This is a genomic window from Pseudoalteromonas sp. 68 DY56-GL68, from assembly GCF_041414825.1.
GTDB lineage: Bacteria > Pseudomonadota > Gammaproteobacteria > Enterobacterales > Alteromonadaceae > Pseudoalteromonas.
This window is the reverse complement of the sequence record NZ_JAOCZL010000006.1, coordinates 397,349-423,040: the sequence shown is the minus strand read 5'-3', so window position 1 is coordinate 423,040 and position 25,692 is coordinate 397,349. Positions and strand designations below refer to the sequence as shown.

Genomic DNA, 25,692 nt, shown 5'->3' with positions numbered 1-25,692 from the left:
ATGAAATTTTCACACTTTTTTATCCAGCGACCCATCTTTGCAGCGATGCTGTCGCTTATTTTTCTCATCGCAGGGGCAATCTCGTTATTTCAATTGCCAGTGAGTGAGTACCCTGAAGTGGTGCCGCCAACAGTTGTTGTAACGGCAAGTTACCCAGGTGCAAACCCGACGGTGATAGCTGAAACGGTGGCAACGCCGCTTGAACAAGAAATCAATGGTACAGAAAACATGTTGTATATGTTTTCGCAAGCGACCAGTGATGGCCGTATGACATTAACGGTAACCTTTGCGTTAGGTACTGATTTAGACCGCGCACAAGTACAAGTGCAAAACCGTGTAAATAGTGCACTACCACGCTTACCACAAGAAGTTCAGCGTTTAGGTGTTGTAGCAGAAAAATCATCACCAGATTTAACCATGGTGGTGCATTTGTACTCGCCTGAAAAAACGCATGATACAACTTACTTAGCGAACTATGCTGATTTGTATATCAAAGACCAAATTGCACGCCTTCCTGGGGTGGGTGATGTACGTATGTTTGGTGGTGGTCAATACTCAATGCGGGTATGGCTTAACCCAGATGCGCTATCGGCACGCGATTTAACAGCAATGGATGTAGTAAATGCATTACGCGCGCAAAACCAACAGGTTGCTGCGGGGAGTTTAGGTGCGCAACCTACCTCGAAAAGTAATCAATTTCAAATTCTGATGAATGTAAAAGGGCGCTTAAGCTCACAAGAAGAATTTGAAAATGTGATCATCAAAGTGGGTGAGCAAGGTCAGCTTACACGCCTAAGTGATGTTGCACGCCTTGAATTAGGTCAAGACACCTATGCGCTAAGAGCAATGTTAGATGGTCAACCAGCTCTTGCAATGCCGGTATTCCAACGTCCGGGTTCTAATGCGATTGAGCTGTCTGATCAAGTACGTGAAACGATGAAAGTATTATCAAAAGACTTTCCGGCAGGTGTTGAATACGACATTGTTTATGACCCAACTATTTTCGTACGTGGTTCTATTGATGCTGTTATCAAAACACTGCTTGAAGCAATTGCATTAGTTGTAATCGTTGTCGTGGTGTTTTTACAAACATGGCGTGCATCGGTAATCCCACTGATTGCAGTACCGGTATCTTTGATTGGTACGTTTGCAGTTATGCAATGGCTGGGTGTATCGATTAATACCTTATCGCTATTCGGCTTGGTACTTGCCATTGGTATTGTTGTTGATGATGCTATTGTTGTGGTTGAGAACGTTGAGCGTAATATCGAGCAAGGCTTATCACCACTAGAAGCCACTCGAGTTGCGATGACAGAAGTAACAGGACCAATTATCGCCATTGCACTCGTACTGTGTGCGGTATTTATTCCTACTGCTTTCATTACAGGTTTATCTGGTCAGTTTTATAAGCAATTTGCATTAACCATTACTATTTCAACGGTTATCTCAGCGTTTAACTCGTTAACATTATCACCTGCGTTATCAGCGTTACTATTAAAAGGTCATGATGCAAAACCAGACCGCTTAACGAAGTTATTAAACCGTGTATTTGGTAATTGGTTATTTAAACCTTTTAACCGCTTGTTTGATAAAGGCGCAAATGGCTACGAAAAGCTGGTGCAAAAACTGATTCGTATGAGTGTGATTGTATTAGTTGCCTATGTTGCGCTTGTCGGTGGCACAGTTAAATTATTTGATGCGGTACCAGGTGGCTTTATTCCACAGCAAGATAAGCAATATTTAGTGGCTGTTGCGCAGTTGCCTGATGCGGCAAGCTTAGACAGAACCCAAGAAGTCGTGCAAGAAATGGAAAAAATTGCATTGCAAGTACCCGGTGTTGCAAACACAGTATCGTTTCCTGGTTTATCGGTGAATGGTTTCACAAATAGCCCTAACAGCGGCATTGTATTTACTCCGCTTGCCCCTTTTGAAGAGCGTCAAGATCCGAGTATGTCGGCAATGGCAATTGCGGCTCAGTTAAATCAAAAGTTTGCCAGTATTGATGAAGCATTTGTTGCGGTATTTCCGCCACCGCCAATTCAAGGTTTAGGGACTACTGGTGGCTTTAAACTGCAAATTGAAGACCGTGCTAACAAAGGCTTTGAAGCACTCTTTAACAGCTTACAAGCAACCATTAATAAAGCGCAGCAAGACCCTGCATTAATGGGACTTTACTCAAGCTTTAGAATTCAAGTGCCACAAATGGATATCGATATCGACCGTGAGCAAGCGCTTATTCAAGGTATTCCACTTGATGAAGTATTCAATGCCTTACAAGTGTACTTAGGTTCTGTTTACGTGAATGACTTTAACTTGTTTGGTCGTACTTATCAGGTTAATGCACAAGCTGATGCTGATTATCGCCAAGATCCAGAGCAAATTTTGAATCTTAAAGTGCGTAACCGTATGGGTGAGATGGTGCCTCTTGGTTCTGTATTAACGGTCACGCCAACAACCGGTCCAGATCGTGTAATGCATTATAACGGTTATCCTACAGCTGAATTAAATGGTAGCCCAGCGCCAGGTTATAGCTCTGACCAAGCGCAACATGCGATAGAAGCAATCCTTGCAGAGACATTACCAAATGGTATTGAGTTTGAGTGGACAGAAGTAACTTATCAGCAAATATTAGCGGGTAATACCATGGTGTATGTTTTCCCACTGGTAGTATTGCTTGTGTTTATGGTGCTCGCTGCGCAATACGAGAGCTTAAGATTACCACTTGCGATTATTCTGATTGTGCCTATGACGATTTTCTCGGCTTTATTAGGTGTGTGGTTTGTCGGTGATGACAACAATATTTTTACGCAAATTGCATTAATTGTACTGGTTGCGCTAGCAAGTAAAAACGCCATCTTGATGGTTGAGTTTGCACGAGATCAGCATAAAACGGGAATGTCTCACCTTGAAGCCATAATTAAAGCGTGTCGCTTACGACTTCGCCCAATTTTAATGACATCAATTGCCTTTACGGCAGGTGTTGTACCCCTTGTTTTAGCAACAGGTGCTGGTGCTGAGATGCGTCATGCTATGGGTAACGCAGTGTTCTCAGGCATGATTGGTGTAACTGTGTTTGGCTTATTGTTCACCCCGGTATTTTATATGTTAGTAACTAAAAAATCGCAGAAGGATCAACACGATGCATAAGCTTCCTCATGCAATTTTGAAACACGGCAAACTAGTTAGTGCAATGCTGTTAGTGGGTGCACTGGCAGGCTGCGCACAAAGCGTCGATATGCAAGCGCAGCAAGTGAGCCTGACACAATTTGTTAGCGATACACAAATTGGTGAACAAAACCAAGGTGCGAGCGAAAATAACTGGTGGCGCCGTTTAGATTCAGCGCAGTTAAACAATTTAGTGACTGATGCATTAGCAATGAATCACGATTTAAAAACCAGTCAACTTCAACTGGATGCAGCCATTGCCCGTTTAGGTGCAGCCCGTGCGGATTATTATCCGCAGGGCAGCCTAAGCGTAGGCGCAGAGCGCAGCAGTTTAGATGGCGCAATTACGCGCCAATCAAACGCTGGTGTTAACGTAAACTGGCAGCTTGATTTGTTTGGCCGTATTACAGCGTTAGTCGATGCTGCTAATGCGGGGGCACTCAACCAAGCAGAACAGCTCAGAGCATTACAGGTTGAAGTGGTTTCTGCCGTAGTGCAAGGCTATGTAAGCTATCAAGGTAATGTGCAAAAGCAAGCGATTATTGAGATGCAAATCGAAGCGCTTGAGCAAAGTATTGATGTGCTCAAAGCGCGAGTAGAGGAGGGTGTTGCGAATGAGCTTGATCTTAACCGTACCCTTGCTCAGTTAAAGCAGCAACAAGCGCTTATTCCTGAGCTTAGTTACTTGCAATATCGCGATTTGGCAACCCTTGCGGTGCTAACAGGGCGACTGGCAAGTGACATATCATTGATAGAAGAGCCTGAGTTATTAAGCCACGAATTTAGCGTGTCGTTTAATAAAGCCAGTGAAGCAATGGCACTGAGACCCGATATCACCAGTGCCTTGTATCAGTTTAGTCAGGCTTATTCACTGAGTGTTGCAGCTTCCAAAGCGTTACTGCCCGATATTAGTCTGGCAGGGTTTGCAGGCGTAGTGAGCTTAACTAGCAATGGTTTAGAAGATACCGTGCAACAATGGCAAGTGACACCAAAAGTTGAATGGTCATTGCTGAGTTATCCTGCATTATTAGCTCAACGTGATGCGCAGCAATTTTTAAGTGAAGCGGCTTATAGCGATTACCAAAGTAAAGTGTTAAAAGCGATAAGCGACAGTGAACTTACGCTGCAAAGGTTAGTCAAACAAAGTGAGCAGTTAAACTTCGCTGACGAGCGTTTTAATTATGCGAATAAAGCATTTGGTCAAGCACAAGCAATGTACGAAGAAGGGCAAATTCCTTACTTAGAGTTGTTAGATGCTCGACAGGATGTTTTAATAGCGCAAGAAAATGCTGTTGATTCAACAATTGCTTCATTGCAGGCCAAAGTGAGCGCTTATCAAGCGTTTAATGGTCGCTGGAGCTTTGAACTAAACAACCTTTAACCCAGAGTATTAAATGTCACATATTCAACAAAACACTGATCTTCCTTCAACAATGCGCGCACTAGCACTGCTTGAGCCTAATGACGCTATCGCGTTATCGGAGTTATCTGTGCCAGTCCCTTGCCCTGAAGGCAACGAACTTTTGATCAGAGTTGAATATGTGGGCTTAAACCATGGGGATGCTAACTTTGCAAAGCAGGGGTTTTGCAAGTGGAGTTATCCCCATATACTTGGTCATGATGCTGTGGGTGTTGTGATTCATGCCAATAAGGGTGTGTTTCCTGGCGTAGGCGCACGTGTTGTGTGGCACGCTAGCCTTGGCGACCAAGGTGTATTATCTGAATACACAACAGTGCCAAACTATGCAGTGTCGGTTGTGCCAGATAACGTCTCACCGTGCGATGCTGCAACCTTACCGTGTTCAGGTATGACGGCATTAATTGCCCTTGATAAGTTGCAGCTAAGCGAAGGGGATTCACTGTTTATTGATGCAGGCGCAGGTGGTGTAGGTCAGTTTGCTATTCAATTTGCTAAGCAACGTGGGGCAACAGTGTTTACCACTGCCAGCAAACACAATCATAAGTTACTTAAGCAATTAGGTGCTGATGTGGTGTTTGATTACAAAGACCCTAAACTTGAAGATAAAATTCGTCGTGAGCTTGGCCCCCAAGGTTTTGATGCCGTGCTTGACTGTATTGGTGGCGATACCACCATTCGTAACGTTGAGTTAATGCGTTTTTGTGGCCACATTGCGTGTTTAAATGAACTACCTAAATTTGAACAAGAGCTCATGTTTAGGCGTGCACCTAACATTGGCATTGTGTCTTTAGGTGGTGCGTGGCTTGCAAATAGCTTATGTGCTCAGCAAAGGCTGAGTTTTATGGGTAATTTATTACTTGATAATGCAGCCAGAGGCGAGATCAAATTGCCGAAAATTCATGCTGTAGATTTTACCGCTGAAGCTGTTTCAGCTGCATTAAATAAACAACTTGCTGGTGGCTTAACGGGCAAACAAGTTGTACAAGTCAGTGGTTAAGTTTGCAAACGAGCAGCTCAATTATCTTGTTTGATGGTCAGTGCAACCTGTGCCATTTTTGTGTGCGCTTTATTCTTCGCTTTGATAAGCAAATAACCTTTAAGTTATGCCCCATGCAAAGTGATAAAGGTGAACGTTTATTAAAGGCGCATCAAGTTGACGATCCACTTTCCTCAATGTTAGTGATTGATAAAAACCAGCTATATAAACAAAGTGATGCTGTGTTATTTATTGCCACTAAATTAGGTTTTCCATTTTCCCTTGCTAAAGTGTTTTATCTAACCCCAAAAGGCTTGCGTGATCGTTTTTATGATTGGGTTGGTCGTAACCGATACCGATTTTTTGGAAAACAAGCACAGTGCAGGTTGCTGACTGAAAAACAAAAACAGCATTTTCTATAAACTTTTTATTTAAAGCTTGCTATTGTCGTTATTGGGAACGAACAACAATAACAAAAAAATGAACATTCTCTATTTACTCTTAGCAACGTTTTACATCGCTCTATTGATGTTACAACCTGCGCTTCCTCAAGGTGTTACTGCGCTATTAAAAGCAACGCCAATACTCTTTTTAATTGTGATGGTAGTTAAATATCGAGCGCAAATACAAAACCGTACTGTTATTACTTTATTATTAGCTCTTAGCTTTTCTGCATTAGGGGATGTACTGCTAGCCCTTGATACAGGACAGCTTTTTATAGGCGGTTTAGCTGCATTCTTTGTTAGTCACTTATTTTACATCATCACAATGCTACCCGTTAAAAAGTACCGCATTGATGTGTTGCTGCTTTATTTATTTTTAGCGATAGGGGTATTTTGCTTATTGTATCCCACTTTAAATGAAATGCTTATCCCTGTGATTTTCTATACGATTGTTTTGATGATAATGGCAAGCCTTACTTGGATGACAGATAAATCGAACGGCTTCTTAGTATTAGGTGGGGCGGTTTTTGTTATATCTGACTCAATACTGGCTTTGAATCGTTTTTATATGCCCTTTTCTTACGCTGATATCGCAATTATGTGTAGTTATTATTTAGCACAATTTTGTTTAGTGAAAGGTTTTTTACAAGCTCCAGACAAAAGCAAATAGGCTTTGTGGCTGTGCTAGCTTAGCCGTGATAAAATGCGCGCGTTTAAATTTTTGAGATCTCCCATGGCAAACACAGCGCACGCACTGCACATTTTAGTTAAACACAAAGAACAAGCTGAAGTCATTATCAAGCAACTTAAAAAAGGTGCGAAGTTTCAGACTTTAGCTAAGAAACATTCAACCTGCCCGTCGGGTAAAAAAGGCGGTGACTTGGGTGAATTCAGACGCGGTCAAATGGTGCCACAGTTTGACAAAGTAGCATTCAGCGGCGAAATCTTAGAGCCACATTTAGTGAAAACGCGCTTTGGTTGGCATGTAATTAAAGTGCTGTATAGAACGTAAAGTTTAAAGCCTTAGATTTTAACTCATTTTTGGACAAAAACACGTTAGAGTATATATTCGGTAACGCCCAATTAAGGTGTGAAGCACGCGTCCACAACACTCAATTTGGCTGCCGTAAACCTAAATTAAACCCAAACCCAAAATGCCAAGTGTGCTGAATCACTCTTAAATTGTTTGTTATGTTTAAAGCCAAACGAGCCCACTGTATGGTTTCGTTCTTAGAGATTCCAACCTGCTTTCCAGCGAACCTGAATGTATCTCTAGTTTGTGGCCATCAGGGTCTAAAATGTAGAGTGATTGCCCTTCACTTTTGTTCTCTTTCCAAACTTCCACACCCAATGAAACGACACGCTTCGCAAAGGCTTCAAATTCTTCAGATGCAATGTCAAATGCGACATGGGTATAGTCGGCTTTTGGGCAAGGTTCATCGAGAGAAAGACAAAACCAGAGCCCACCTATAGATAAGTAAACTCCCCTGTCCCACTTCGCATGCGCAGTGAACCCCAAAATATCTCTATAAAACTTAAGAGAGGATCCCAAATCACTAACTGCAATTGTGATATGATTTAGCCCTAAAATCACCGTTTCCTCCATTAAACATAACGCCCGCATAATGGGCGGATTAAGCTTGGCTAAAATTAGCGAAGAATGAGTGTCAGCCAAGCTTTAGACGTCCATTTTTAATGCGCTTGTTATGTGCCTTTGTCGATTAAATGCTCATTATCAATAAATGAACTCACAGTTACAAATACATGTTTAGATGACCAATTTATTGGTTTATCTAGCTCAGGAGCACTGCCAAAAATGTAATCGTTACAGATTGAACATCTAGGTACAGCCCAAGCTCTAAAACGACCACCACAGCTACACGGATTAAAAAGTGCTTCTATTTTTTCATATGTTGGTATTAAGTGCCTGTCGTAAAATTCCCAGCCCTCGTCACTAGGTTGAAGCTGCGGAAATTTAATTCCATTTTTCTTTAATATACTACCGTCTTTTAAGAGCAATACCTTAGGGCAAGAATCACAATACATGCAGCTCATATTACTAAAGCCTAAATGATATAGTTCTCCGATTGACTCTTGTTCGCAAGATTTACACTTTTGTCCACTTTAAACAGTTTGTTAGGCATCAAAATGCCAATACCCTTGAAAAGCTATATAACAATTTTCCATTAAGGCACTCATGATTACTTGATACAAATTGAGCTGTCCATCCCTTTGCATCACTTGAGCCAATTTTAGATTCAATTAACTGATTATATATCTGTTCTAAGTTTAATTCTTGGAAAGAAGATAGTGCTTCTTCCAAGTCAGTCTGACTCCCTGATGCGGGTATATTTACGTTGGCGTTGTAAATTGCATCAATACTCTTAGGTTTGTATGCATCAAACTTTGTAACCAGCTCAGGGTTACTTTTTATAAACGAATCCAATTCTTCTTTTTCTTTTAAATCCAAATGATAAACAAATGCTGAATCACAGCTTTCAGCTGAAAAGGAGCGCTTATAAGAGTCGTTCACAAAGCGAGAAGAGAAAACAACAGTTCTAGGTTTGTTAGTTTGACTTTGAATATCAAAATCATTGAGTTCTAGAATTCTGTGAACTTTCCATATTCCTGAACCATAGCTTCTAACCCAATCTCCGATCTTAATGTTATCGTCCATACTTTCCTTGATTCCTAACGCCTTACTAATGGGCGCATAAATGCTTGGCTAAAATTAGCGACGAAGGAGCACAAGCCAAGCGTTTTGCGTCCTTTTGAGTAACTTGTTATAAGTCATTAATTCAATCTAAAGACTCAGAAACAGCTACTTCTGCCTCTATGATAGATCGATGTGCCTTTAAGCCAACATTACTAGAATAAAAATCTGCTGCAATCTTTAACTCTTCGGCTGTTAATAACGAGAGAAGCTTTGTTCTAAATACAACTTTAGCTGCATTTACATTGATAGGATCAGTCATTATTTTTGAAGGCATAGACTCGATAAAAATTCTTTTTTGATTTTCAGGTAAATCACTCAACGTTTCTGAAAACAATTTTTCAGGACTGATATTTATTTCACCACCAAATGAACTTAAGATTTCTTTCATTCCAAGCGCGACATAGAGTCGTTCGAATTCTTCGTTTGCATCAAGCTTAGGAGGAGTCGAAGAGCATGCGAATAGCGAAAGAGACATTAGCAGTAAAAGATTTTTTTTCATCATCATCCTTAATTTAGTGCCAAACTAGAGTGGCTTATAACGCCGCAAATAAACGGCAAAAATTAGTTGGCTAAAATTTGTGAGGTACGAACAAAGCCAACTGATTTTTGTCCGCCCTTTTTAATTTGCTTTGTTATATAACACATTAAAAGCCAATTACATTTTTAAATTTATAAGCCAATAAACAGATAATACCAACAGCTAGAAAATGTAACCTGTAACTTATTAGAGAAAATGATTTACTAGCTTCAATTTTTAGATAGCTTTCTTCTGAGCTCTGTTTTAGGAAATCAACTGGTAAGAAGTCAGCAATAAACATCAGTGCACCTGCAACTGCTAGAGCTATACCGATTATTAGTAAGATTTTACTCATTTCTCCGATTCCCGAGTGTTATATAACGCCCGCATAATAGGCGGATTAAGCTTGGCTGAAATTAGCGAAGAATGAGCGCAGCCAAGCTTTTTGCGTCCACCCTTAATGCGATTGTTATGTGCCTTGTACTACAAAACGTGAATATCATTTATAGTGGCACTAAACTGATTATTTTTGACCCGAGAAAACTCGAACTCTACGGTTAAATCTGTGATTTCACCATTCACAGGGAAATAGAAACCAAAAAGGTAACTACCGTCATTACATTGCAGGAATTCTGGTGTACAAAAAGCTATATCAGTATTCTCGATTTTAAATTCTGATTCGTTACCGTAATAATCAAAAACAGCTTCTCTTATTTCTTTTTCACCCCAGCGTGCACCGTAATTATTAGGTACAGTTACCAAACTAAGTGCTTGTTCAAAACTATCCTGCGACAGGTAGCAAAGCCATTTTTGACAGTATGCTTTTAACTCAGGTTCAACATTTTGGTTTAACAGTTTTAGCATGACTTTCCTTAGGCACATAACGCCGCCATATGGGGCGCACAAATGCTTGGCTAAACTTAGCGACGAAGGAGCGCAAGCCAAGCGTTTTGCGTCCAATTGCCATTATGGCCTTGTTATATTTGCTTTCCACCATTGAGGTACTCAGCAATTAACTTTTTGTTTTGTTCATTTAAATGAGGTATGGAGCACTCAGCTAGCCTTTGTTTCGCTGTTTTTCCACTGTTATCTTTTAAATTAGGTTTAGCTCCATTAACGACAAGCAACTTTACTATATTTGGATAGCCAGCGGTGACAGCTCTGATTAGAGGAGTTGTATCCGAATAACTAGAATTCAAATCAACACCAGCTTTTATGAAAAGGGAAACAATGTCTTCTGCCCCGCATTGGATTGCCATAATCAAAGGTATTCCATTTGGGTTTGCTCCAGCTTCAAGCAACTCTTTAGCAGATTCGAGGTCACAATCAGCAGCTTGAATTAATGCATCATTCAATTCCCTTTGATTCAAAACTTACCCTCGATTCTGATTGCAAATATAACGCTTGCCGTAAGCGGCACAAAATAGCAGACTAAAATTTGCTACGAAGGAGCACAGCCTGCTGTTTTGTGTCCTTTGTTTAACGGCCTTGTTAGCTGCGCTTACTCTATTCTGCTAATGACCTCAACTCTTGAATTGTTTGGGCAGTAAATTTCAAGTGTTTCAGAATGAGAGTTTGTTTTACCCCAAGTACGTTCTATATGCCATGCAGGCAATTCCTCAGAATCTTCGTCCGAAGGGCTAACTGCGAAGGACCAATGACCACTGTAAAAGCAATGAATGAGAACTCCTTGAGATTCATTAGGCGCACTAATCTCCAGAGTGCAAACGTAGCCTATTTCACTTAGTTTAGGGTTAGAAGTGACATTAAACTCGTTCACCTCACAATCAATGCCCTCGCAACAAACCATTCTGTCACTAGCTCCCCAAAATATTGCTTTCTTGCCTAGAGGCTGTAGCTCTTTAGCTTGCTCTTTGCTCTTTTTCTTAAAAAACACCTTGGGACTCCATGTGCAGCTAACACCCCGCTTAGGGGCAAAAATACGTGGGCTATAATATCGAGCGAAGCGAGGACAGCCCACGTGTTTTTGTCCCAGCACGCTCTACGTGCGTCTACAGCGGTTTGTTAGGTGTTTCTATAGTGCCATTCCATTGATAGTAGTTCCTTTTCACCTTCTAACTCTCCTATTTTCACGTAAACCCTTACCCCGTTGTGTGAGACTCTCTCATCTTTAACAACGGCTTTAAATGGCTCTTGCCAGAATTTTTCCTGATTTAGGCAAACATACATGTAGCCAGAAAACACAACTCTATTTGAATTTTCGACATTAGCGACCATGTTTGATACACCATCGTACCAAATCCCTTCTATGAGCTGTTCCGTTAATATTTCTGCAGCAATGTATTCAAATGATGAAGACACACTTTCACCGTAGAGATCTATTTGTTCTCCATTTAGCAGACGTTCAATACATCCAACGAATTGATTTATCGCCTCGACTCTCACGAAACACCTAACGCCCTGCTAAGGGGTGAGCAACGCAATACCGATGTTGCCGCACACCACCTTAATCACTAAATTCAACGCATAGTGAAAATGCCACGCGTTGCGAATCCCTCTTGAGCAGTTTGTTAGGCAGATTTTTCAATGAACTTTCTTAACTCATGTGCTCTGATATCCGCTTCACAATTTTGTGAATAAATTTCGACAGTCCCAAAATCTCTTAGCTTATCGATATAGTTACTAGGCATTTTATCACCAGAAGAAAACTGCGTTTTTAACACCCAGAAATAAAGCTCATATCCATTTCTCTTCAACTCGCTCAAGAGATTAACTGTTATTTCATAACGATCATCATCGAAGTTTGGACAAAAAGCTGCGATAAGGTAGGACTTAGTCAAGCTATCCATAAAGTTATAGTAGCCATCGGGTTGATCATCATTTGACATACGACGAATAAACCAGTCATGCCCGCCGAGTTTATAATTTTTAATATATCTATTATTATCTGTCAAAGCTTTGAGAGTCTTTGATTTTCCCCAGTTCTCATGCCCTACAACAAAAACGATTTTTTTATTACTCACTCTAAACTCCACAATATACCTAACAATTTAATAGTGCGCAAATCGCGCATATTTCTGATTTGCAATCGCGCACTTTCTGAATGGGTTAGTTTTAACAAAGTTGATAACTCGTTGCCAGCGTAATTAAAATATATGTTGTTAACTTTTGAGCCAGATAAAAATGCGCAAATTGCTCATTTTCCTGAATATAGGGGAAAAGTGCTTCTGCTGGATATACAATCAGCTTTAATAGAAGAGGTTTAACGTCCGTTTATCGCTCATAACCGCCATTAGAGTATTTACGTTAGCTCGGAATGGGGCAGAATTAAGTTACGCCTAATGTTCTGGTTTTGTCACAGAGCCGTCCTTCAGCTCCAACGCATTTCTATCTAAAATGTATTCTAGAAATTAGTTTATATAAACTAAAAAAGCGCCCTAGGCGCTTTTTTAAAATCAACTAAATTAATTTAGTGTGGGCTGCACATCTAAGCCATAGCCAAACATTACAGCTAATACTAATACAACTGATGCTGCGACCATTAGTTTAATCAACAGTGGTAAGCAGAATCTGAACCAATGTCCGTAAGGCACACCTGCCATGCCTAAAATACCCATAAGTACGGCATTGGTCGGAATGATCATATTGGAAAAGCCATCACCAAATTGATAAGCAAGCACGGCAACTTGTCTTGGTACACCCACTAAATCACCCAGCGGGGCCATTAGTGGCATGGTGACATAAGCTTGCCCTGAACCAGAAGGAATAAAGGTATTAAGTAGGGTTTGAATAACCAACATGCCAATTGCAGATATTTCAGCTGATACATAAGAAAGTGGTAGCGACATGCCATGTACAAGGCTATGCAGGATTTGGCCGTCTTCTAAAATTAGTGCGATACCCCGTGCAACACCAATTAACACTGCGGTGGTAACAAGATCAGACACGCCCTCTATAAATTTGTTTGCTGCTTCATCAGCAGAGAGTTTGCCTAAAATGGCGACAACCACACCCCAAGCAATAAAAACACCACCTAGCTCGTATAAATACCAGCCCTTAGTTGCGATGCCCCATACTGCAATTGCAAGGGTAATAATAAAGCTGCCTAAAATGAGTTTATGGCGTAGGGCAAGTGCTGGGTAACTGGTGGCTGTTTGATTTTCAAGTGGGCAAGGTACGCCAATCATCATTGATTTAGATGGATCGTTCGCTACCTTTTTGGTGTATTGCCAAACATGATGAAAACCAATGAGCACAAATGGAATAAATATAGCTAAACGTAACCACAGCCCAGAGTAAACCGGGATCCCTGCAATTTGCTGTGCGATTAATACGGTAAATGGGTTAAATGCCGATACCCCATAACCAATACCATAACCTGCGACTATCATACCTACAGCGGTCATTGCATCTAAGCGCATTGCCTTACAAAGCGCGACGAGAATAATAACAAAAGGAATGTATTCACCAGCGGTACCAATACTGCTTGATGCTAAGGCAAAGCAAAATACCACCATAAAGATTAATCGTTGCGGCTTTTTGCCGTGGCGCTCTAAAAGCCTACCAATCAGTGCATCGACTGTACCTGTGGCACGTGCAACAGCTAAGACGCCGCCAACAATTAACACAAAGAAAATAACATCTTGAGCAGCAGCAAACGCGCGGGGGATGGCTTGTAATAAATCCCAGGGGGTTAAGTAATGGCGTTCTTCAACTGTTTGATAGGTGCCAGCAACGACCATTTCGCGACCAGATTCACTGAGTGTTGTGGTGAAAAAACCTTGTGGTACTAGCCAAGTAGCAATAAGTGCAATGACCATCATACTTAGCAGTAAGATAAGTGTATGCGGGACTTTAAAACGTAAACCCATTTATTCTCCGTAATTATGTGTGGTATTTAGGTTAAATTCTTAAAATCATAACACAATAAAAGCTGACAGGTTGTCTCTAAAATGTTCACACTGTTAAAGATTGTAATAATTCAGATACAAAAAAGGCCAGAACACTGGCCTTTTTAAAGTATTTTAATTTTATTTAGCTAAACCAAATGGGTCATCGATGCTATGAGCTGGCTCGGTAAACCAACGCGGACCTTCGTCTGTCATATAAAAGTGATCTTCTAAGCGAATACCAAACTCATCTGGTATTACAAGCATAGGCTCATTACTAAAACACATGCCTGCAGCGAGTGGGGTAGGGTTACCACCGACAAGGTATGGCCATTCATGAATATCTAAACCAATTCCATGGCCTGTTCTGTGTGGGCAGCCTGGTGTTTCATACTCTGGCCCCATGCCATTTTCGGCTAGGTACTGTCTTGCTGCATCGTCTACTTTGCCACATGGCTCACCAATTTTTGCGGCAGCAAAAGCAGCAAGTTGGGCATTTTTCTCGTGCTGCCAAAACGTACGTTGACGTTCGGTGGCATCTCCAAATACATACGTACGGGTAATGTCAGAGAGGTAATCATGTACTTTACAGCCAGTATCAATCAGTACCACATCACCTTTTTTAAGGGTTTGCGGGTTTTTAACACCATGCGGGAAAGATGACGCAACACCAAATAGCACAATACAAAAATAGTTACCTGGTGCACCGACCTTTTGGTGCGCTTTTTTAATAAAGGCTTCAACTTCAGTGGTGGTAATGCCTTCATAAAGCATACTTGCCGTTGCTTTGTGTACTTCTAAAGTCATATCCATAGCACGCTGCATCAAGGCAAGTTCATTTGCCGATTTATGCATGCGGCAATGAGCAGTCACGCACTGCGCGTTAATAATGGTGTAATCGCTGTTCGCTTTATTAATGCCGTCGTAGATGAAAAACTGTGCGCTTTCATCAATACCAAGGGTGCCATCTTTGCTAATACCCATTTCTGAAAGTACTTCAACACACAGTTGGTATGGGTTTTCGTGCTCTTGCCAGCCACGAATTGGGCCATCAATCACCATGAAATCGTTTAAGCTGCCGATTTCAAAAAACGGCGCTATGTATTGCACGTCACCTTTGGCGGGTAAAATAGCACCTACTAAACGCTCACTTGCGTACCAACGCATACCCGTAAAATAAGCAAGGTTAGTGCCGGCATTTAAATAAATTGCATCAATATTATTTGCTTGCATATACGCTTGTGCTTTTGCGATACGTGCATAAAATTCGTCATTTTGAATAGGGGTTAAATCTGTTGTCATATCTGACAAAGAGTCAAGCGCCTGCTCTGGCGTTTGTGTGCCAATACCATGTGTTGTCATCGTGTACTCCTTGGTTTTTTTGTGCATTGTGGCTTGAGTAAACACTTGATGCAAACTCACTGCGACTAATCGCATAATATTCGTATTTATGGTTATTACTGTTAGCATGCGCAAAAAATAAGGAGCGACAATGCAAGTGAATTACTTAAAGAGACAAGCTGAATTTAAAGCCCTGCTAGCACAACAAGGTTACAGCGCCATGTTAGTACTAGGGCATGAAAATATTCGTTACTTAAGTGGCTTTAGTGGTAATGCCGCTTATGCATTAATTACTCAAAACGCGTGCGTGTTGATCACTGATTATCGTTATCACCAACGTGCAATTGCAGAAACAACAGGGTTTGAAGTTGTTTGTCGAGATAGAGACAACGAAACCCTTGGGCATTGTATTAACAGACACCTTAACCCAAACAGCCATGTCGCATTTGATGCAAGTTATGTCACTGTAGCAATTTGGCAAGGTGTGGCAGATGAGCTAAACGGCCACACTTTAACAGCTGTAAACGGTTTAATAGAAAAACTAAGACGCGTTAAAGACAACTGGGAAGTTACGCAAATCAAAGCGGCCGCAGCCATCGCTGATGAAGCACTAGCACAAACACTGCCTTATTTTAAACCAGGTGTAACTGAGCGAGACTTGGCCTTAGAGCTTGAATTTAGAATGCAAAAGCTAGGTTCAGAAGGAATGTCGTTCGCAACCATTATGCTGTTTGCTGAACGCTCAGCTTTGCCTCACGGTAATCCATCAGATCAGGTTTTAAAACAAGGTGACTTTGTAACGCTTGATTTTGGCGCGGTTGTGAATGGCTATCGCTCGGATATGACACGCAGTTACATTATTGGCGAAGCGTCAGAAAAACAAACCCGTATTTATAACACTGTGCTTGATGCACAAAATGCGGCACTTGAAATGGTTAAACCAAGCATTAATTGTTTAGATTTAAATGCTATATCAAACAAGGTGATTGCTGATGCGGGCTTTGGCGAATATGCGGGTAAAGGCTTAGGTCATGGTTTAGGACTATTTTTACATGAAGTGCCATTTATCAACACATTGACAGACTACAAGCTTGAGGTTGGCAATGTGATCACCATTGAGCCTGGCATTTATATACCAGGCTACGGCGGTGTGCGCTTAGAAGATGACATAGTTGTCACCGAATCTGGCTTTGAGATGTTAACCCATGCGCCTAAGCCATTTATAATCTAGTGATTACTTTTTAGCATAAGCTAAGCGGGCTAAACGTTCAGTTACATGGTAACTATCGAGCCCGCTAACTGCGACTGTATCGATAGCTTCAATATCAATAAAGCCGTCTTCAGCTAGGCAATTTTCATCTAAGTGTACGTCAGTTATTTCACCTATAATCAGCTCAGTTCCGTTAATAGCTAGGTGGTGATGTTCTTTTAAGGTAACAGCATATTTTAACCGACTGTTTGCAACAAAAGGCGCTAAAAAATCATTCAAATACTGTGTTTCTAGCCCTGTAGCATCAAACTCAGACTCTTCTTTATCATAACGTGCAGATGTTTGGTGTGCTTGATGATAAATATCTTTATTAACCTGATTAATGGTGTAACAACCTGTTGAAAGAATATTTTCAAGGGTATGTCGCGGTACAGAATGAGGGCGGATTATCATACCCACTAGCGGAGGATGCGCGCCTAAATGAAATACTGAGCTGACGATAGCGAGGTTTGTTTGATTATGGCAATTTTGAGTACCTATCAAATTAGCGCTTTTGAACCCTGATAAACTATTAATTAAATGAGCGCGATAACGGCTATCAAGGTTTGCAATTGCTTGTTTTGTTAAATGCATGAAGTTCCTTATTACCAATCTATGGGTTGTCCCTGCCAATCAAAATAAGCAGGGTTGTCAAAATTAGCTAAAAAGCGAGTGTCTGACAGAAATTTAAATAGCTGTTCTGCTACAAACTCAGGGGTAAAGAGCTTTCCGTCAGGTACATTTACCTGAAAAGGCTTTGATAGTGGTGTATCCGTTGTACCTGGATGGAAAAGCACACAACGATTTTGTTTGTTACGACGGTTAAGCTCAATTGCTGCTGATTTAAATAACATATTTAATGCGGCCTTTGACGCTCTGTAACTGTACCAACCCCCTAAATTATTATCGTTAATACTGCCTACACGGGCGCTCAGTGCACAGATGACGCTTTTAGTTTTGGTATCTAATAATCTAGAAAAGGCCGTTACGCAGCGAATTGGCAGTAGCGCGTTTGTTTGCATACTATTAATGAAATGCGTGTCAGAAATTTGTTCAAGTTTACGTTCCGGTTGGTTGTTTAGATCATGCAAAATCCCATTAAAAATAACTAATTCACTCAAAGAGGCCTGTTGTTCTGTGAGGGTTTTTGCTATCGCCGATAAGCTAGCTTCGCTGTAATCTGTTTCAAAATGAAGGTGTTTATTGCTGTGCTTTATATTTGAGCTATCAATCAAAGGTTGAGGTTGTCGACTAATTGTCACTATTAGACATGACGATAAATGTTTATTGAGTGTTGTGAAGTAGGCTTTTGCAATCTCACTACTTGCTCCACAAAGAATATATAGTTGCATTTTTGACCTGTTTTAAAAATATTTGAAAAAAATTTCGTACAAACTATCAGCCACTAATAAAGTGACAGCAGCTCTTTTTCTCATAGGGCAAAGCTAAAGCGCAGAATAAGTGAAAGGTAAAAAGTTGACCACGCGCACATCAAGGATGCCTTAACACATGGGGATTTTACCGTTTTAATTGGTAAGTCCATTTTACCAATTAACTGTATTGCAAAGTGCAACACTTAACCAAGCTGCGTATTTATTACACTTTTATGTTGAGATATTGGTTATTCTTTTTTACGAGTTTGTTAGAAAATTCGATCTATTAAATTAACGCTGACAATGATATTAATAAAAAGGATCAGTATTTAGCGGCATTTTTGCAAGCTTAAATACTGTGCAGTAAGTACTTTCAACTTAGTTAAAGAAAGGAGTATGAGAATGAGTGAACAATACGCTGCACTTCGCGGTAATGTTAGTATGCTTGGACAAATGCTGGGTCAAACTATTAAAGATGCTCAGGGTCAAGCCATTTTAGATAAGGTAGAAGAGATTCGCGCTTTATCTAAATCGTCACGTAGTGGTAACGAAGCTGATAGGCAAGCACTTATCGATGTACTACACGCTCTCACAGATGAAGAACTATTACCGGTTGCACGCTCATTTAATCATTTTTTGAATCTTGCTAATGTTGCTGAACAATTTCATACAGTATCGCGCTTTAATGACGTTGGTTTTTGCCAACTAAACCCTCTCACTCAAACATTAAAAGCGTTAGCATCAGCGGCAAAACAAGGGCAGGTTGACCCTAATAACCTTGCGCAAACTCTCTCAAAACTCCACATAAACCTTGTACTGACAGCTCACCCTACAGAAGTGACACGTCGTACTATGATCAATAAACACGTTGAATTAAGTGATTGCTTAGCGACGCTTGAGCGCAAAGATAATTTACCAACTGAACGTGATGAGCTTTTAAATCGCATAGAACAGCTAATAAGCCAAGCATGGCATACCGATGATATTCGTCGCTCACGACCAACGCCAATTGATGAAGCTAAATGGGGTTTCGCAGTTATTGAAAATAGCCTTTGGCATGCTGTGCCGCGTTTTTTACGCGAGTTTAGTCAAGATGTTAAATCTCAACTAAATCTAGAGCTACCTATTGATTATAGCCCCATTGAGTTTACTTCTTGGATGGGCGGTGACCGTGATGGTAACCCATTTGTAACTGCCGAAGTGACTCAGCAAGTGCTTGATCATGGCCGCTGGATGGCACTTGATTTATATTCCCGCGACATTGAAACACTCAGTAATGAGTTATCAATGTCAGAAGCCAGTGATGAGCTAATAGCACTTGCAGGACAAGAATTTGAACCTTACCGTGCTGTTCTTAAAAACCTAAGAAATCAAATTGTTGAAACGGTTGCCCACTTGGGGGCAAAGATCAAACAAAAGCGCACTGATGCACAAGACTTGATCACTGACATAGCACAAATTAAGCAACCGATAGATGTTTGTTATCGCTCATTGCTTAAAAACAATATGAAAGTTGTCGCAGATGGTTTGCTATTAGATGTTTTACGCCGCGTAAACAGCTTTGGCCTGCGACTCGCTAAGCTTGATGTTCGCCAAGACTCATCTCGCCATAGTGATGTGTTTTCTGAATTAACACGTTATTTAGGTTTAGGTGATTATCACCAGTGGCAAGAAGATGACAAGCAAGCCTTCTTACTTGCAGAGCTTAACTCTCGTAGGCCGCTTATTCCGAAACATTGGCAACCAAGCCCAGAAGTGAAAGAGGTTCTTGATACCTTTGATGTTATTGCTGCTCAGGATTCACAGACATTTGGTCTTTATATAATATCAATGGCTCGAACAGCATCTGATGTATTAGCTGTGCAATTATTGCTTAAAGAGAGCGGTTGTACGTTCAATTTGCCTGTTGCCCCACTTTTTGAAACGCTTGATGATTTAAATGCAGGTAAAGATGTAATTGAATGCCTGTTGGATAACACTTGGTACCGTGGTCATATTCAAAATCAGCAAAATGTTATGATTGGTTATTCTGATTCGGCAAAAGATGCCGGTATGATGGCCGCAGGCTGGGCACAATATGAAGCAATGGATAAGCTCGTTCAATTAGCTGAACAACGTGGTATTGAGCTTGTTTTATTCCACGGTCGCGGTGGTACTGTTGGTCGTGGTGGTGCACCTGCCGCACAAGCATTGCGTTCACAACCGCCGGGTTCTTTAAAAGGGGGTTTGCGCGTAACTGAGCAAGGTGAGATGATCCGCTTTAAGTTTGGTTTACCAGCTGTTGCACTACAAAGCTTAAACATTTATGCCGGAGCAGTGCTTGAAAGTAACTTATTGCCACCACCAGAGCCTAAAAGCGAGTGGCGTGATGTTATGAAGCTTATCAGTAATGAGTCATGTGAGCATTACCGTGCAGTTGTCCGCCATGATGAAAACTTTGTACCTTACTTTAGAATGGCAACCCCAGAGCAAGAGCTCTCTAAACTACCACTGGGTTCTCGTCCTGCGAAGCGAAATCCTAATGGTGGCGTGGAAAGCCTACGTGCAATTCCTTGGATATTTGCTTGGAGTCAAAACCGATTGATGCTGCCTGCATGGCTTGGGGCATTAACAGGGCTTAAGGCTGCGCTTGATAAGTATGGGATTGAAACACTTCATGAAATGAGTTTACAGTGGCCTTTCTTCCGTGCTCGCTTAGAGATGCTTGAAATGGTATTTAGTAAAGCCGATAGTTGGTTAAGTGCACATTATGACGATGCATTAGTCACTGAGCAATATCGACCACTTGGTGTAAAACTTCGCCAAGAGTTAAGTGAAGCGATTGAACTTGTACAGTCACTCAGCCCACAAAAAAGCTTACTGGCAGATCAACCTTGGATTAAAGAGTCTATTGCGCTTCGTAATCCGTATACCGATCCGCTTAACTTACTACAAGTTGAGTTGTTGCGCCGTTCACGTGAAGCAGATGAAAGCTCTGAGGGTGATATCGACAATGCCTTGATGATCACCATGACAGGCATCGCAGCGGGTATGCGTAATACTGGCTAATCAAATGCCTCTTGATTGTTTGTAACTAAACGAATATCTAGAGGCAGAGTAATAATAAATCGTGCGCCGTGTTCACATGACTCGGCGCATATCTCACCTTTTAAGTTATATTGAACAGCGTTGAATACCACATTCAAGCCTAAACCTAAGTGTTGCTCACCTAAGTTTGTGGTGTAAAAAGGTGTAAATATTTCTGACAAAATCTCATCTTTAATACCCACGCCATTATCTTGATAGACAATATCTACGTAGTCTCCATGCTCAACAAGGTGCATGTTAACACTGCCGTTGTCCTGATTTTTAAAGCCATGTTCATAACTGTTTATTACCAAGGTTTTAAGCACGTCTGTGATGATAGAGGGGTGCGAAACAATGGATACTTTGCTACCTCTAACAGAGTATGAGATTTGCTTACCTAAATAATTATCTAAAAAAGAGAGTTGTTGCTTCAAATAATCAGGCAATGAAATTTCAACGGGTGGTTTATCAAGAGCAATTGACACATTGAGTGCTTTAAACTCTTCGACAATACTTGCAAGACGATTAATATTACTTATAACCAATTCTTTTGCGCTGGCTGTGTTAGTAATGAATTGGTGAAAACACTTACTGGTAAGTTGCTGAGCCTTGAACTTTTCTGAGATTGATAGCAAATATTCATCAATTAAAGAGCTGGCAGTGACAATTGTGCCGATAGGCGTATTTAATTGGTGCGCCATACCTGAAACCAAAGCCGTAAGAGACGCTATTTTTTCAATTTCGATTAAGTGCTTTTGTGTATCATGAAGTTGTTTGAGTGCATTGGCTAACTTTTTATTTTTATTATCAATGCTATGAATTGCGGCGAATGAGCCAAACAAAATAACAACTAAGCATATCGATATAGCAATTGTCAGTTCTTTAAAAGCCTTTGCTTTGGTTGCTTTTATTTGTTCTGCTTTGGTGAGTTCTGCAATTCGTATTTCTTTTGCAGCTAAGTCAGCCTCGGCTAATGCTTTTGCAATATTTACGCTAGCTTGTCGGGTCAACACAGCGGTTTTAATTTCATTATATTGTTTAAAAGCAGATAGGGCGCTTTCAAAGTTCCCTTGCTTTTCGTATAAGTGTGAAGAAAATTTAGCAATATCTAGCTGGGTAGTGAAATCTACATATTTATTATTTTTTAAACCAACAGAGGTGAGTATTTCTATTGCCTTTTTAACATTGTTTTGAGCATCATAGGTCGTTGCTAAGCACAAAATTGCATTCATGTACTCGCTATCAATATCTTTCTCGTTGATAAGCTTTAAGGCTTGAATTTGCACCGCTTCTGAGTCAGCTAAACGGTTACTTAAACGGAGTACTTTTCCTCTTAATACTAAACTTGTGGCTAAATGGTTTGTGAAATTATGCTGCTCTTGTAAGGCAATTGCTTGATCTAATATTTTTAATGCCTCATCGTACTTGTTAAGTCCGATCAGAGCTAATGCTATATTGGTTGATGCAAAAGACTCATTTAAATGTTGGTTATTTTTTTTGGCATAGTCTTTATAATTTTCGAAGGTAACCAAGGCTTCAGAAAAGCGCTCTAATTTAAGGTAAATAAGCGCAATATTGTTTTCTGTTTGATAAACAAGGCGTTCATCTCTTGATTTAGCAAATGGCATGGCATCTCGATAGTAATTTAATGCCTCATTGTATAGCCCTAATCGCGCATAAATACCGCCTGATATATTGAAGTACCCATACATCAAGCTTTTTTCTTCTGAGTGTGCAACCATACTTTTATATTCAACAATGGTTTTCATTGCCTGTTCTAATTCATCAACCTCTAGTAAAAACCAAGCTTTGTAATTAGTAACCATGATGCTTTGTTCAAGCGTGAAAGATTGGCTATCGAGCAAAAAGTTTACACGTTCAAGACCTTCTATAGGGGAGCGAGCATAGCTTTGTCGAATTGACTCGCGGAGTTTATCAAATTCAGAATTAGAAATTGTTTCAGCTTCCACTGTATTTAAGCCTGCCAAAAAGAGTAGGCTTATAAAAAAGAAGATACGAGCACTCATAACGTATTATTCCGGTTAACAGTAAAAACCAAAGCCTCAGGCGAGGATAGTCGATGCACAGCATAATTTGAGGTGAGTACTTTAAATTGTATTTAAACTGAGCGTTATCTGAAAAAGCTTATTCTTATCTGGGAAAATCCTTAGTTATTGTAAAAGTAAGTTAACTGTTAAAAGCCGTTACAAATGGCCTAACACTAGATAGCTATAAAGTATGGTTTTTATATCTGGTCAGACCTATTTGGGCTTAGGCTATTGACTCGTTAGAAGATCGCACTAGAATGGCTCGGCTTTTGCCCCCCATCGCTTAAGCTTTTATATAGTCTTTTTCCCGAGTTAGTTTATGTCGAACGTGTCTACTTGTATCACTTATGATACAACGACGTCATTAGTAATGATGACGTTAAGAGGGACTGCAAGTGCACAGGATGTGATTAATTTTTACCAAATAGCGCATCAATACTCGTTATTATATGGCTCAGATAAAATTTTAGTTGATGTGTCAGAGTTAACTCATAACTTTGCTCCTGCTGAGTTATTCAATATTATGCCAGTGATTGCTCATTCATTAAAAAAAGCATGTGTAGCAATCGTGGTAAGTTTTGATGGTTTCATGCATGATTTGTTTGTTCAAAAGGCGAAGCGTTATAACTTACATGCTGAAAACTTTGAGTGTTTTCAAAAGGCCAAAACTTGGTTGGTCGCGCAATAAATTGACCTTAATTACTGATATATGAGGCTTGTTTTAGTTTTATAATGACGATGAAAACCTAGTATTTCATGATGTAACCTTTTACACTGTATAGCCAATTAATAAATATAATTTGTTATGACAGCAAGTAATAGAAAACATAGTCAAACAGAGCAAAAACAAGCGCCATTTAGCTTTTCTGAACAACAACAAGATACACTTTTCACTGAACTTAAAACTAAGCGCGGTATTTTATCCCACAGTGACATAATCCAGCTTTGCAATGAGCACCAAGTTACCGAATTAGAGCTTTTAAAAGCATGCGTGCCAGTCGCTAGCCTATTTTCTGTTGCACCTATCTCTAAATTTTATGTAGGCGCAGTTGCCCTTGGAATAACAGAACAAGGTGACAGGCAATTTTATTTTGGCGCAAACGTCGAGTTTTCCCATCAAGCGCTCAGCTTAGTTGTTCATGCAGAACAATCGGCGATAAATAATGCGTGGTTAAATGGTGCATCAAGTATAGTAAAAATAGCGATAAGTGACGCTCCGTGTGGTTATTGCCGCCAATTTATGAATGAACTAAACACCGCGGACACACTGGATATTCATCTTCCTGAGCATGATTTTACACTACGCGAGCTCCTCCCCAATGCATTTGGTCCAAAAGATTTAGGTAACAAGGTCAGCTTATTATCTAACACCAGTCAATCACTTAGCTTTGTTGATGAAGATAGCATTGAGCAAAAATTAGTTATCACCGCATTAAATTCTTATGTGCCTTATACAGGCAATTACAGTGCCGTGAAGATCGCTACCTATCAGCATGGAGATTTTTATGGCGGCTATGCAGAGAATGCAGCATATAGCCCAAGCCTTTCACCTTTACAAAGTGCATTAAGCCAACTTTATTTGGCTGGAGTCGCGTTTACTGGCGAAAATGTGGAGTCGATTAGTTTGCTCGAAACACAAGGTGCAGAGAATCAATTAGAGGTGACTAAAAGCGTGCTGGCGAGTTTTGATTTCTCACCAGCATTTGAACATATTATTGCTGCTTTATCCGAGTAATTGTTTTGCAGCTTCAATCACTACGGCGACTGATTTTCTTTCAATCTCGCCGTGGTCTACATTAGGAATTTCTTGCTTAGTACGGTTAACAAGCACCCCAGCTACACAGGCTGCACGTAATCCTAAAGCAGCACACATAGTGAATAAGGTCGCTGATTCCATTTCATAGTTCATTACACCCAGTTTTTGCCATTCTTCACAACTACCTTGAAAAGCGCGAGGCACATAACCCGAATGGGTATCATAGCGTTCTTGTCCTGGGTAAAAGGTGTCACTAGAGGCTGTAATTCCAATGTGAAATTGAATACCTAACTCATTACAGGCATTGACCATTGCTTGTGTTGCAAAAAAGTCTGATGCAGCAGGGTAGCTGAGTGGAGCAAAATGTTGGCTTGCGCCATCTAAACGAACAGATGCTTGGCTAATTAGAATATCACCTTCATTTATATGCGGTTGAATAGCGCCAGTGGTACCAATTCGTAAAAAGGTATTAATACCAAGTTGTGCTAGTTCTTCAACGGCTATCGATGTAGATGGACCACCAATACCAGTAGAACACACAACTATATTGTGACCATTTAAGACACCACGGTAGACATGAAATTCACGGGTTTTTGCAAGACATTCAGGATCATCTAAAAGAGAAGAAATACGTGCAGAACGATCTGGATCCCCAGGAACTATTGCAAGAGTTGCACCTTTTAAGTCGTCACGTGTTAGTCCTAAGTGAAATACCTTTTCCATTTTTGAACCTTATTTTTAGCTAAAGCGTAATACTTTATATATCTGCTGC

Annotated in this window: 26 protein-coding genes; 10 read left to right on the top strand and 16 right to left on the bottom strand. The window is 40.5% G+C overall.

From position 1 onward, the window contains the following. From NYF15_RS02670 to ppiC, 6 genes are all read left to right on the top strand, one after another. Positions 1–3,147 (top strand): efflux RND transporter permease subunit, encoded by a 3,147-nt coding sequence (locus NYF15_RS02670; RefSeq protein WP_371352702.1) that lies wholly within the window; start codon positions 1–3, stop codon positions 3,145–3,147. Continuing rightward, positions 3,140–4,546, top strand: coding sequence for a TolC family protein (locus NYF15_RS02665; RefSeq protein ID WP_371352701.1), 1,407 nt, complete (start codon positions 3,140–3,142; stop codon positions 4,544–4,546). Before NYF15_RS02670 ends, NYF15_RS02665 begins: the two co-directional genes overlap by 8 nt. 13 nt (positions 4,547–4,559) lie before the next feature. Continuing rightward, complete coding sequence (locus NYF15_RS02660) at positions 4,560–5,582, top strand: zinc-binding dehydrogenase (protein ID WP_371352700.1); 1,023 nt, start codon at positions 4,560–4,562, stop codon at positions 5,580–5,582. A gap of 2 nt (positions 5,583–5,584) precedes the next feature. Continuing rightward, a complete protein-coding gene (locus NYF15_RS02655; RefSeq protein WP_371352699.1) occupies positions 5,585–5,983 on the top strand; it encodes a thiol-disulfide oxidoreductase DCC family protein in 399 nt (132 codons plus the stop codon). Between the two features lie 58 nt (positions 5,984–6,041). Next, a complete protein-coding gene (locus NYF15_RS02650; RefSeq protein ID WP_371352698.1) occupies positions 6,042–6,674 on the top strand; it encodes a lysoplasmalogenase in 633 nt (210 codons plus the stop codon). A gap of 63 nt (positions 6,675–6,737) precedes the next feature. After that, a complete protein-coding gene (gene ppiC / locus NYF15_RS02645) occupies positions 6,738–7,016 on the top strand; it encodes a peptidylprolyl isomerase PpiC (protein WP_371352697.1) in 279 nt (92 codons plus the stop codon). A gap of 183 nt (positions 7,017–7,199) precedes the next feature. Here ppiC and fos read toward each other — a convergent pair whose 3' ends face one another. The 12 genes from fos to NYF15_RS02585 all read right to left on the bottom strand — a co-directional run bounded on the left by fos (position 7,200) and on the right by NYF15_RS02585 (position 15,449). Beyond that, positions 7,200–7,598, bottom strand: coding sequence for a FosG/FosC2-related fosfomycin resistance glutathione transferase (gene fos, locus NYF15_RS02640; protein ID WP_371352965.1), 399 nt, complete (start codon positions 7,596–7,598; stop codon positions 7,200–7,202). 110 nt (positions 7,599–7,708) lie between these two features. Further along, positions 7,709–8,050 carry a hypothetical protein gene (locus NYF15_RS02635; RefSeq protein WP_371352696.1) on the bottom strand — a complete coding sequence of 114 codons (342 nt, stop codon included), beginning with the start codon at positions 8,048–8,050 and terminating at the stop codon, positions 7,709–7,711. Between the two features lie 97 nt (positions 8,051–8,147). Continuing rightward, positions 8,148–8,681: a hypothetical protein gene (locus NYF15_RS02630; protein WP_371352695.1), complete on the bottom strand. Its 534-nt coding sequence runs from the start codon at positions 8,679–8,681 to the stop codon at positions 8,148–8,150. Between the two features lie 121 nt (positions 8,682–8,802). Beyond that, entirely contained in the window at positions 8,803–9,219 is a 417-nt protein-coding gene (locus NYF15_RS02625; RefSeq protein ID WP_371352694.1) for a hypothetical protein, read from the bottom strand. Between the two features lie 145 nt (positions 9,220–9,364). Next, entirely contained in the window at positions 9,365–9,592 is a 228-nt protein-coding gene (locus NYF15_RS02620; RefSeq protein ID WP_371352693.1) for a hypothetical protein, read from the bottom strand. Between the two features lie 128 nt (positions 9,593–9,720). Then, entirely contained in the window at positions 9,721–10,101 is a 381-nt protein-coding gene (locus tag NYF15_RS02615; RefSeq protein ID WP_130150114.1) for a hypothetical protein, read from the bottom strand. A 113-nt stretch (positions 10,102–10,214) separates the two neighbouring features. Further along, entirely contained in the window at positions 10,215–10,607 is a 393-nt protein-coding gene (locus NYF15_RS02610; RefSeq protein WP_371352692.1) for an ankyrin repeat domain-containing protein, read from the bottom strand. Between the two features lie 131 nt (positions 10,608–10,738). Further along, entirely contained in the window at positions 10,739–11,134 is a 396-nt protein-coding gene (locus tag NYF15_RS02605) for a hypothetical protein (RefSeq protein ID WP_341804486.1), read from the bottom strand. 128 nt (positions 11,135–11,262) lie between these two features. After that, on the bottom strand, positions 11,263–11,559 hold the full coding sequence (locus NYF15_RS02600; protein ID WP_371352691.1) for a hypothetical protein: 297 nt from the start codon (positions 11,557–11,559) through the stop codon (positions 11,263–11,265). Between the two features lie 209 nt (positions 11,560–11,768). Then, positions 11,769–12,221 (bottom strand): hypothetical protein, encoded by a 453-nt coding sequence (locus NYF15_RS02595; RefSeq protein WP_371352690.1) that lies wholly within the window; start codon positions 12,219–12,221, stop codon positions 11,769–11,771. Positions 12,222–12,662: 441 nt separating this feature from the next. Beyond that, a complete protein-coding gene (locus NYF15_RS02590) occupies positions 12,663–14,069 on the bottom strand; it encodes a YfcC family protein (RefSeq protein WP_130152123.1) in 1,407 nt (468 codons plus the stop codon). Between the two features lie 159 nt (positions 14,070–14,228). Next, positions 14,229–15,449, bottom strand: coding sequence for a M24 family metallopeptidase (locus NYF15_RS02585; protein ID WP_371352689.1), 1,221 nt, complete (start codon positions 15,447–15,449; stop codon positions 14,229–14,231). A 130-nt stretch (positions 15,450–15,579) separates the two neighbouring features. Between NYF15_RS02585 and NYF15_RS02580 the strand changes: the two genes are divergently transcribed. Beyond that, a complete protein-coding gene (locus tag NYF15_RS02580; protein ID WP_371352688.1) occupies positions 15,580–16,659 on the top strand; it encodes a M24 family metallopeptidase in 1,080 nt (359 codons plus the stop codon). A 3-nt stretch (positions 16,660–16,662) separates the two neighbouring features. Here the strand turns inward: NYF15_RS02580 and NYF15_RS02575 are convergent, their stop codons facing one another. Both NYF15_RS02575 and NYF15_RS02570 read right to left on the bottom strand, forming a co-directional pair. Then, a complete protein-coding gene (locus NYF15_RS02575; protein ID WP_237118868.1) occupies positions 16,663–17,271 on the bottom strand; it encodes a flavin reductase in 609 nt (202 codons plus the stop codon). A gap of 11 nt (positions 17,272–17,282) precedes the next feature. After that, positions 17,283–18,029, bottom strand: a complete 747-nt coding sequence (locus NYF15_RS02570; protein WP_371352687.1) for an SDR family NAD(P)-dependent oxidoreductase — start codon at positions 18,027–18,029, stop codon at positions 17,283–17,285. Between the two features lie 423 nt (positions 18,030–18,452). Here NYF15_RS02570 and ppc point away from each other — a divergent pair, with 423 nt between their 5' ends. Beyond that, a complete protein-coding gene (gene ppc / locus NYF15_RS02565) occupies positions 18,453–21,098 on the top strand; it encodes a phosphoenolpyruvate carboxylase (RefSeq protein WP_130152118.1) in 2,646 nt (881 codons plus the stop codon). Here ppc and NYF15_RS02560 read toward each other — a convergent pair. Then, positions 21,095–23,143, bottom strand: a complete 2,049-nt coding sequence (locus NYF15_RS02560; RefSeq protein WP_371352686.1) for a tetratricopeptide repeat protein — start codon at positions 23,141–23,143, stop codon at positions 21,095–21,097. The two genes, ppc and NYF15_RS02560, sit on opposite strands and share 4 nt — an antisense overlap. 340 nt (positions 23,144–23,483) lie before the next feature. Here NYF15_RS02560 and NYF15_RS02555 point away from each other — a divergent pair, with 340 nt between their 5' ends. After that, the gene (locus tag NYF15_RS02555; protein WP_237115598.1) at positions 23,484–23,852 is read left to right on the top strand and encodes a hypothetical protein; all 369 of its coding nucleotides are present in this window, start codon (positions 23,484–23,486) and stop codon (positions 23,850–23,852) included. Between the two features lie 117 nt (positions 23,853–23,969). Next, positions 23,970–24,899, top strand: coding sequence for a cytidine deaminase (cdd, locus tag NYF15_RS02550; RefSeq protein WP_371352685.1), 930 nt, complete (start codon positions 23,970–23,972; stop codon positions 24,897–24,899). Here cdd and udp read toward each other — a convergent pair. After that, positions 24,888–25,643: a uridine phosphorylase gene (udp, locus tag NYF15_RS02545; RefSeq protein ID WP_062567943.1), complete on the bottom strand. Its 756-nt coding sequence runs from the start codon at positions 25,641–25,643 to the stop codon at positions 24,888–24,890. The two genes, cdd and udp, sit on opposite strands and share 12 nt — an antisense overlap. Between the last annotated feature and the right edge of the window lie 49 nt (positions 25,644–25,692).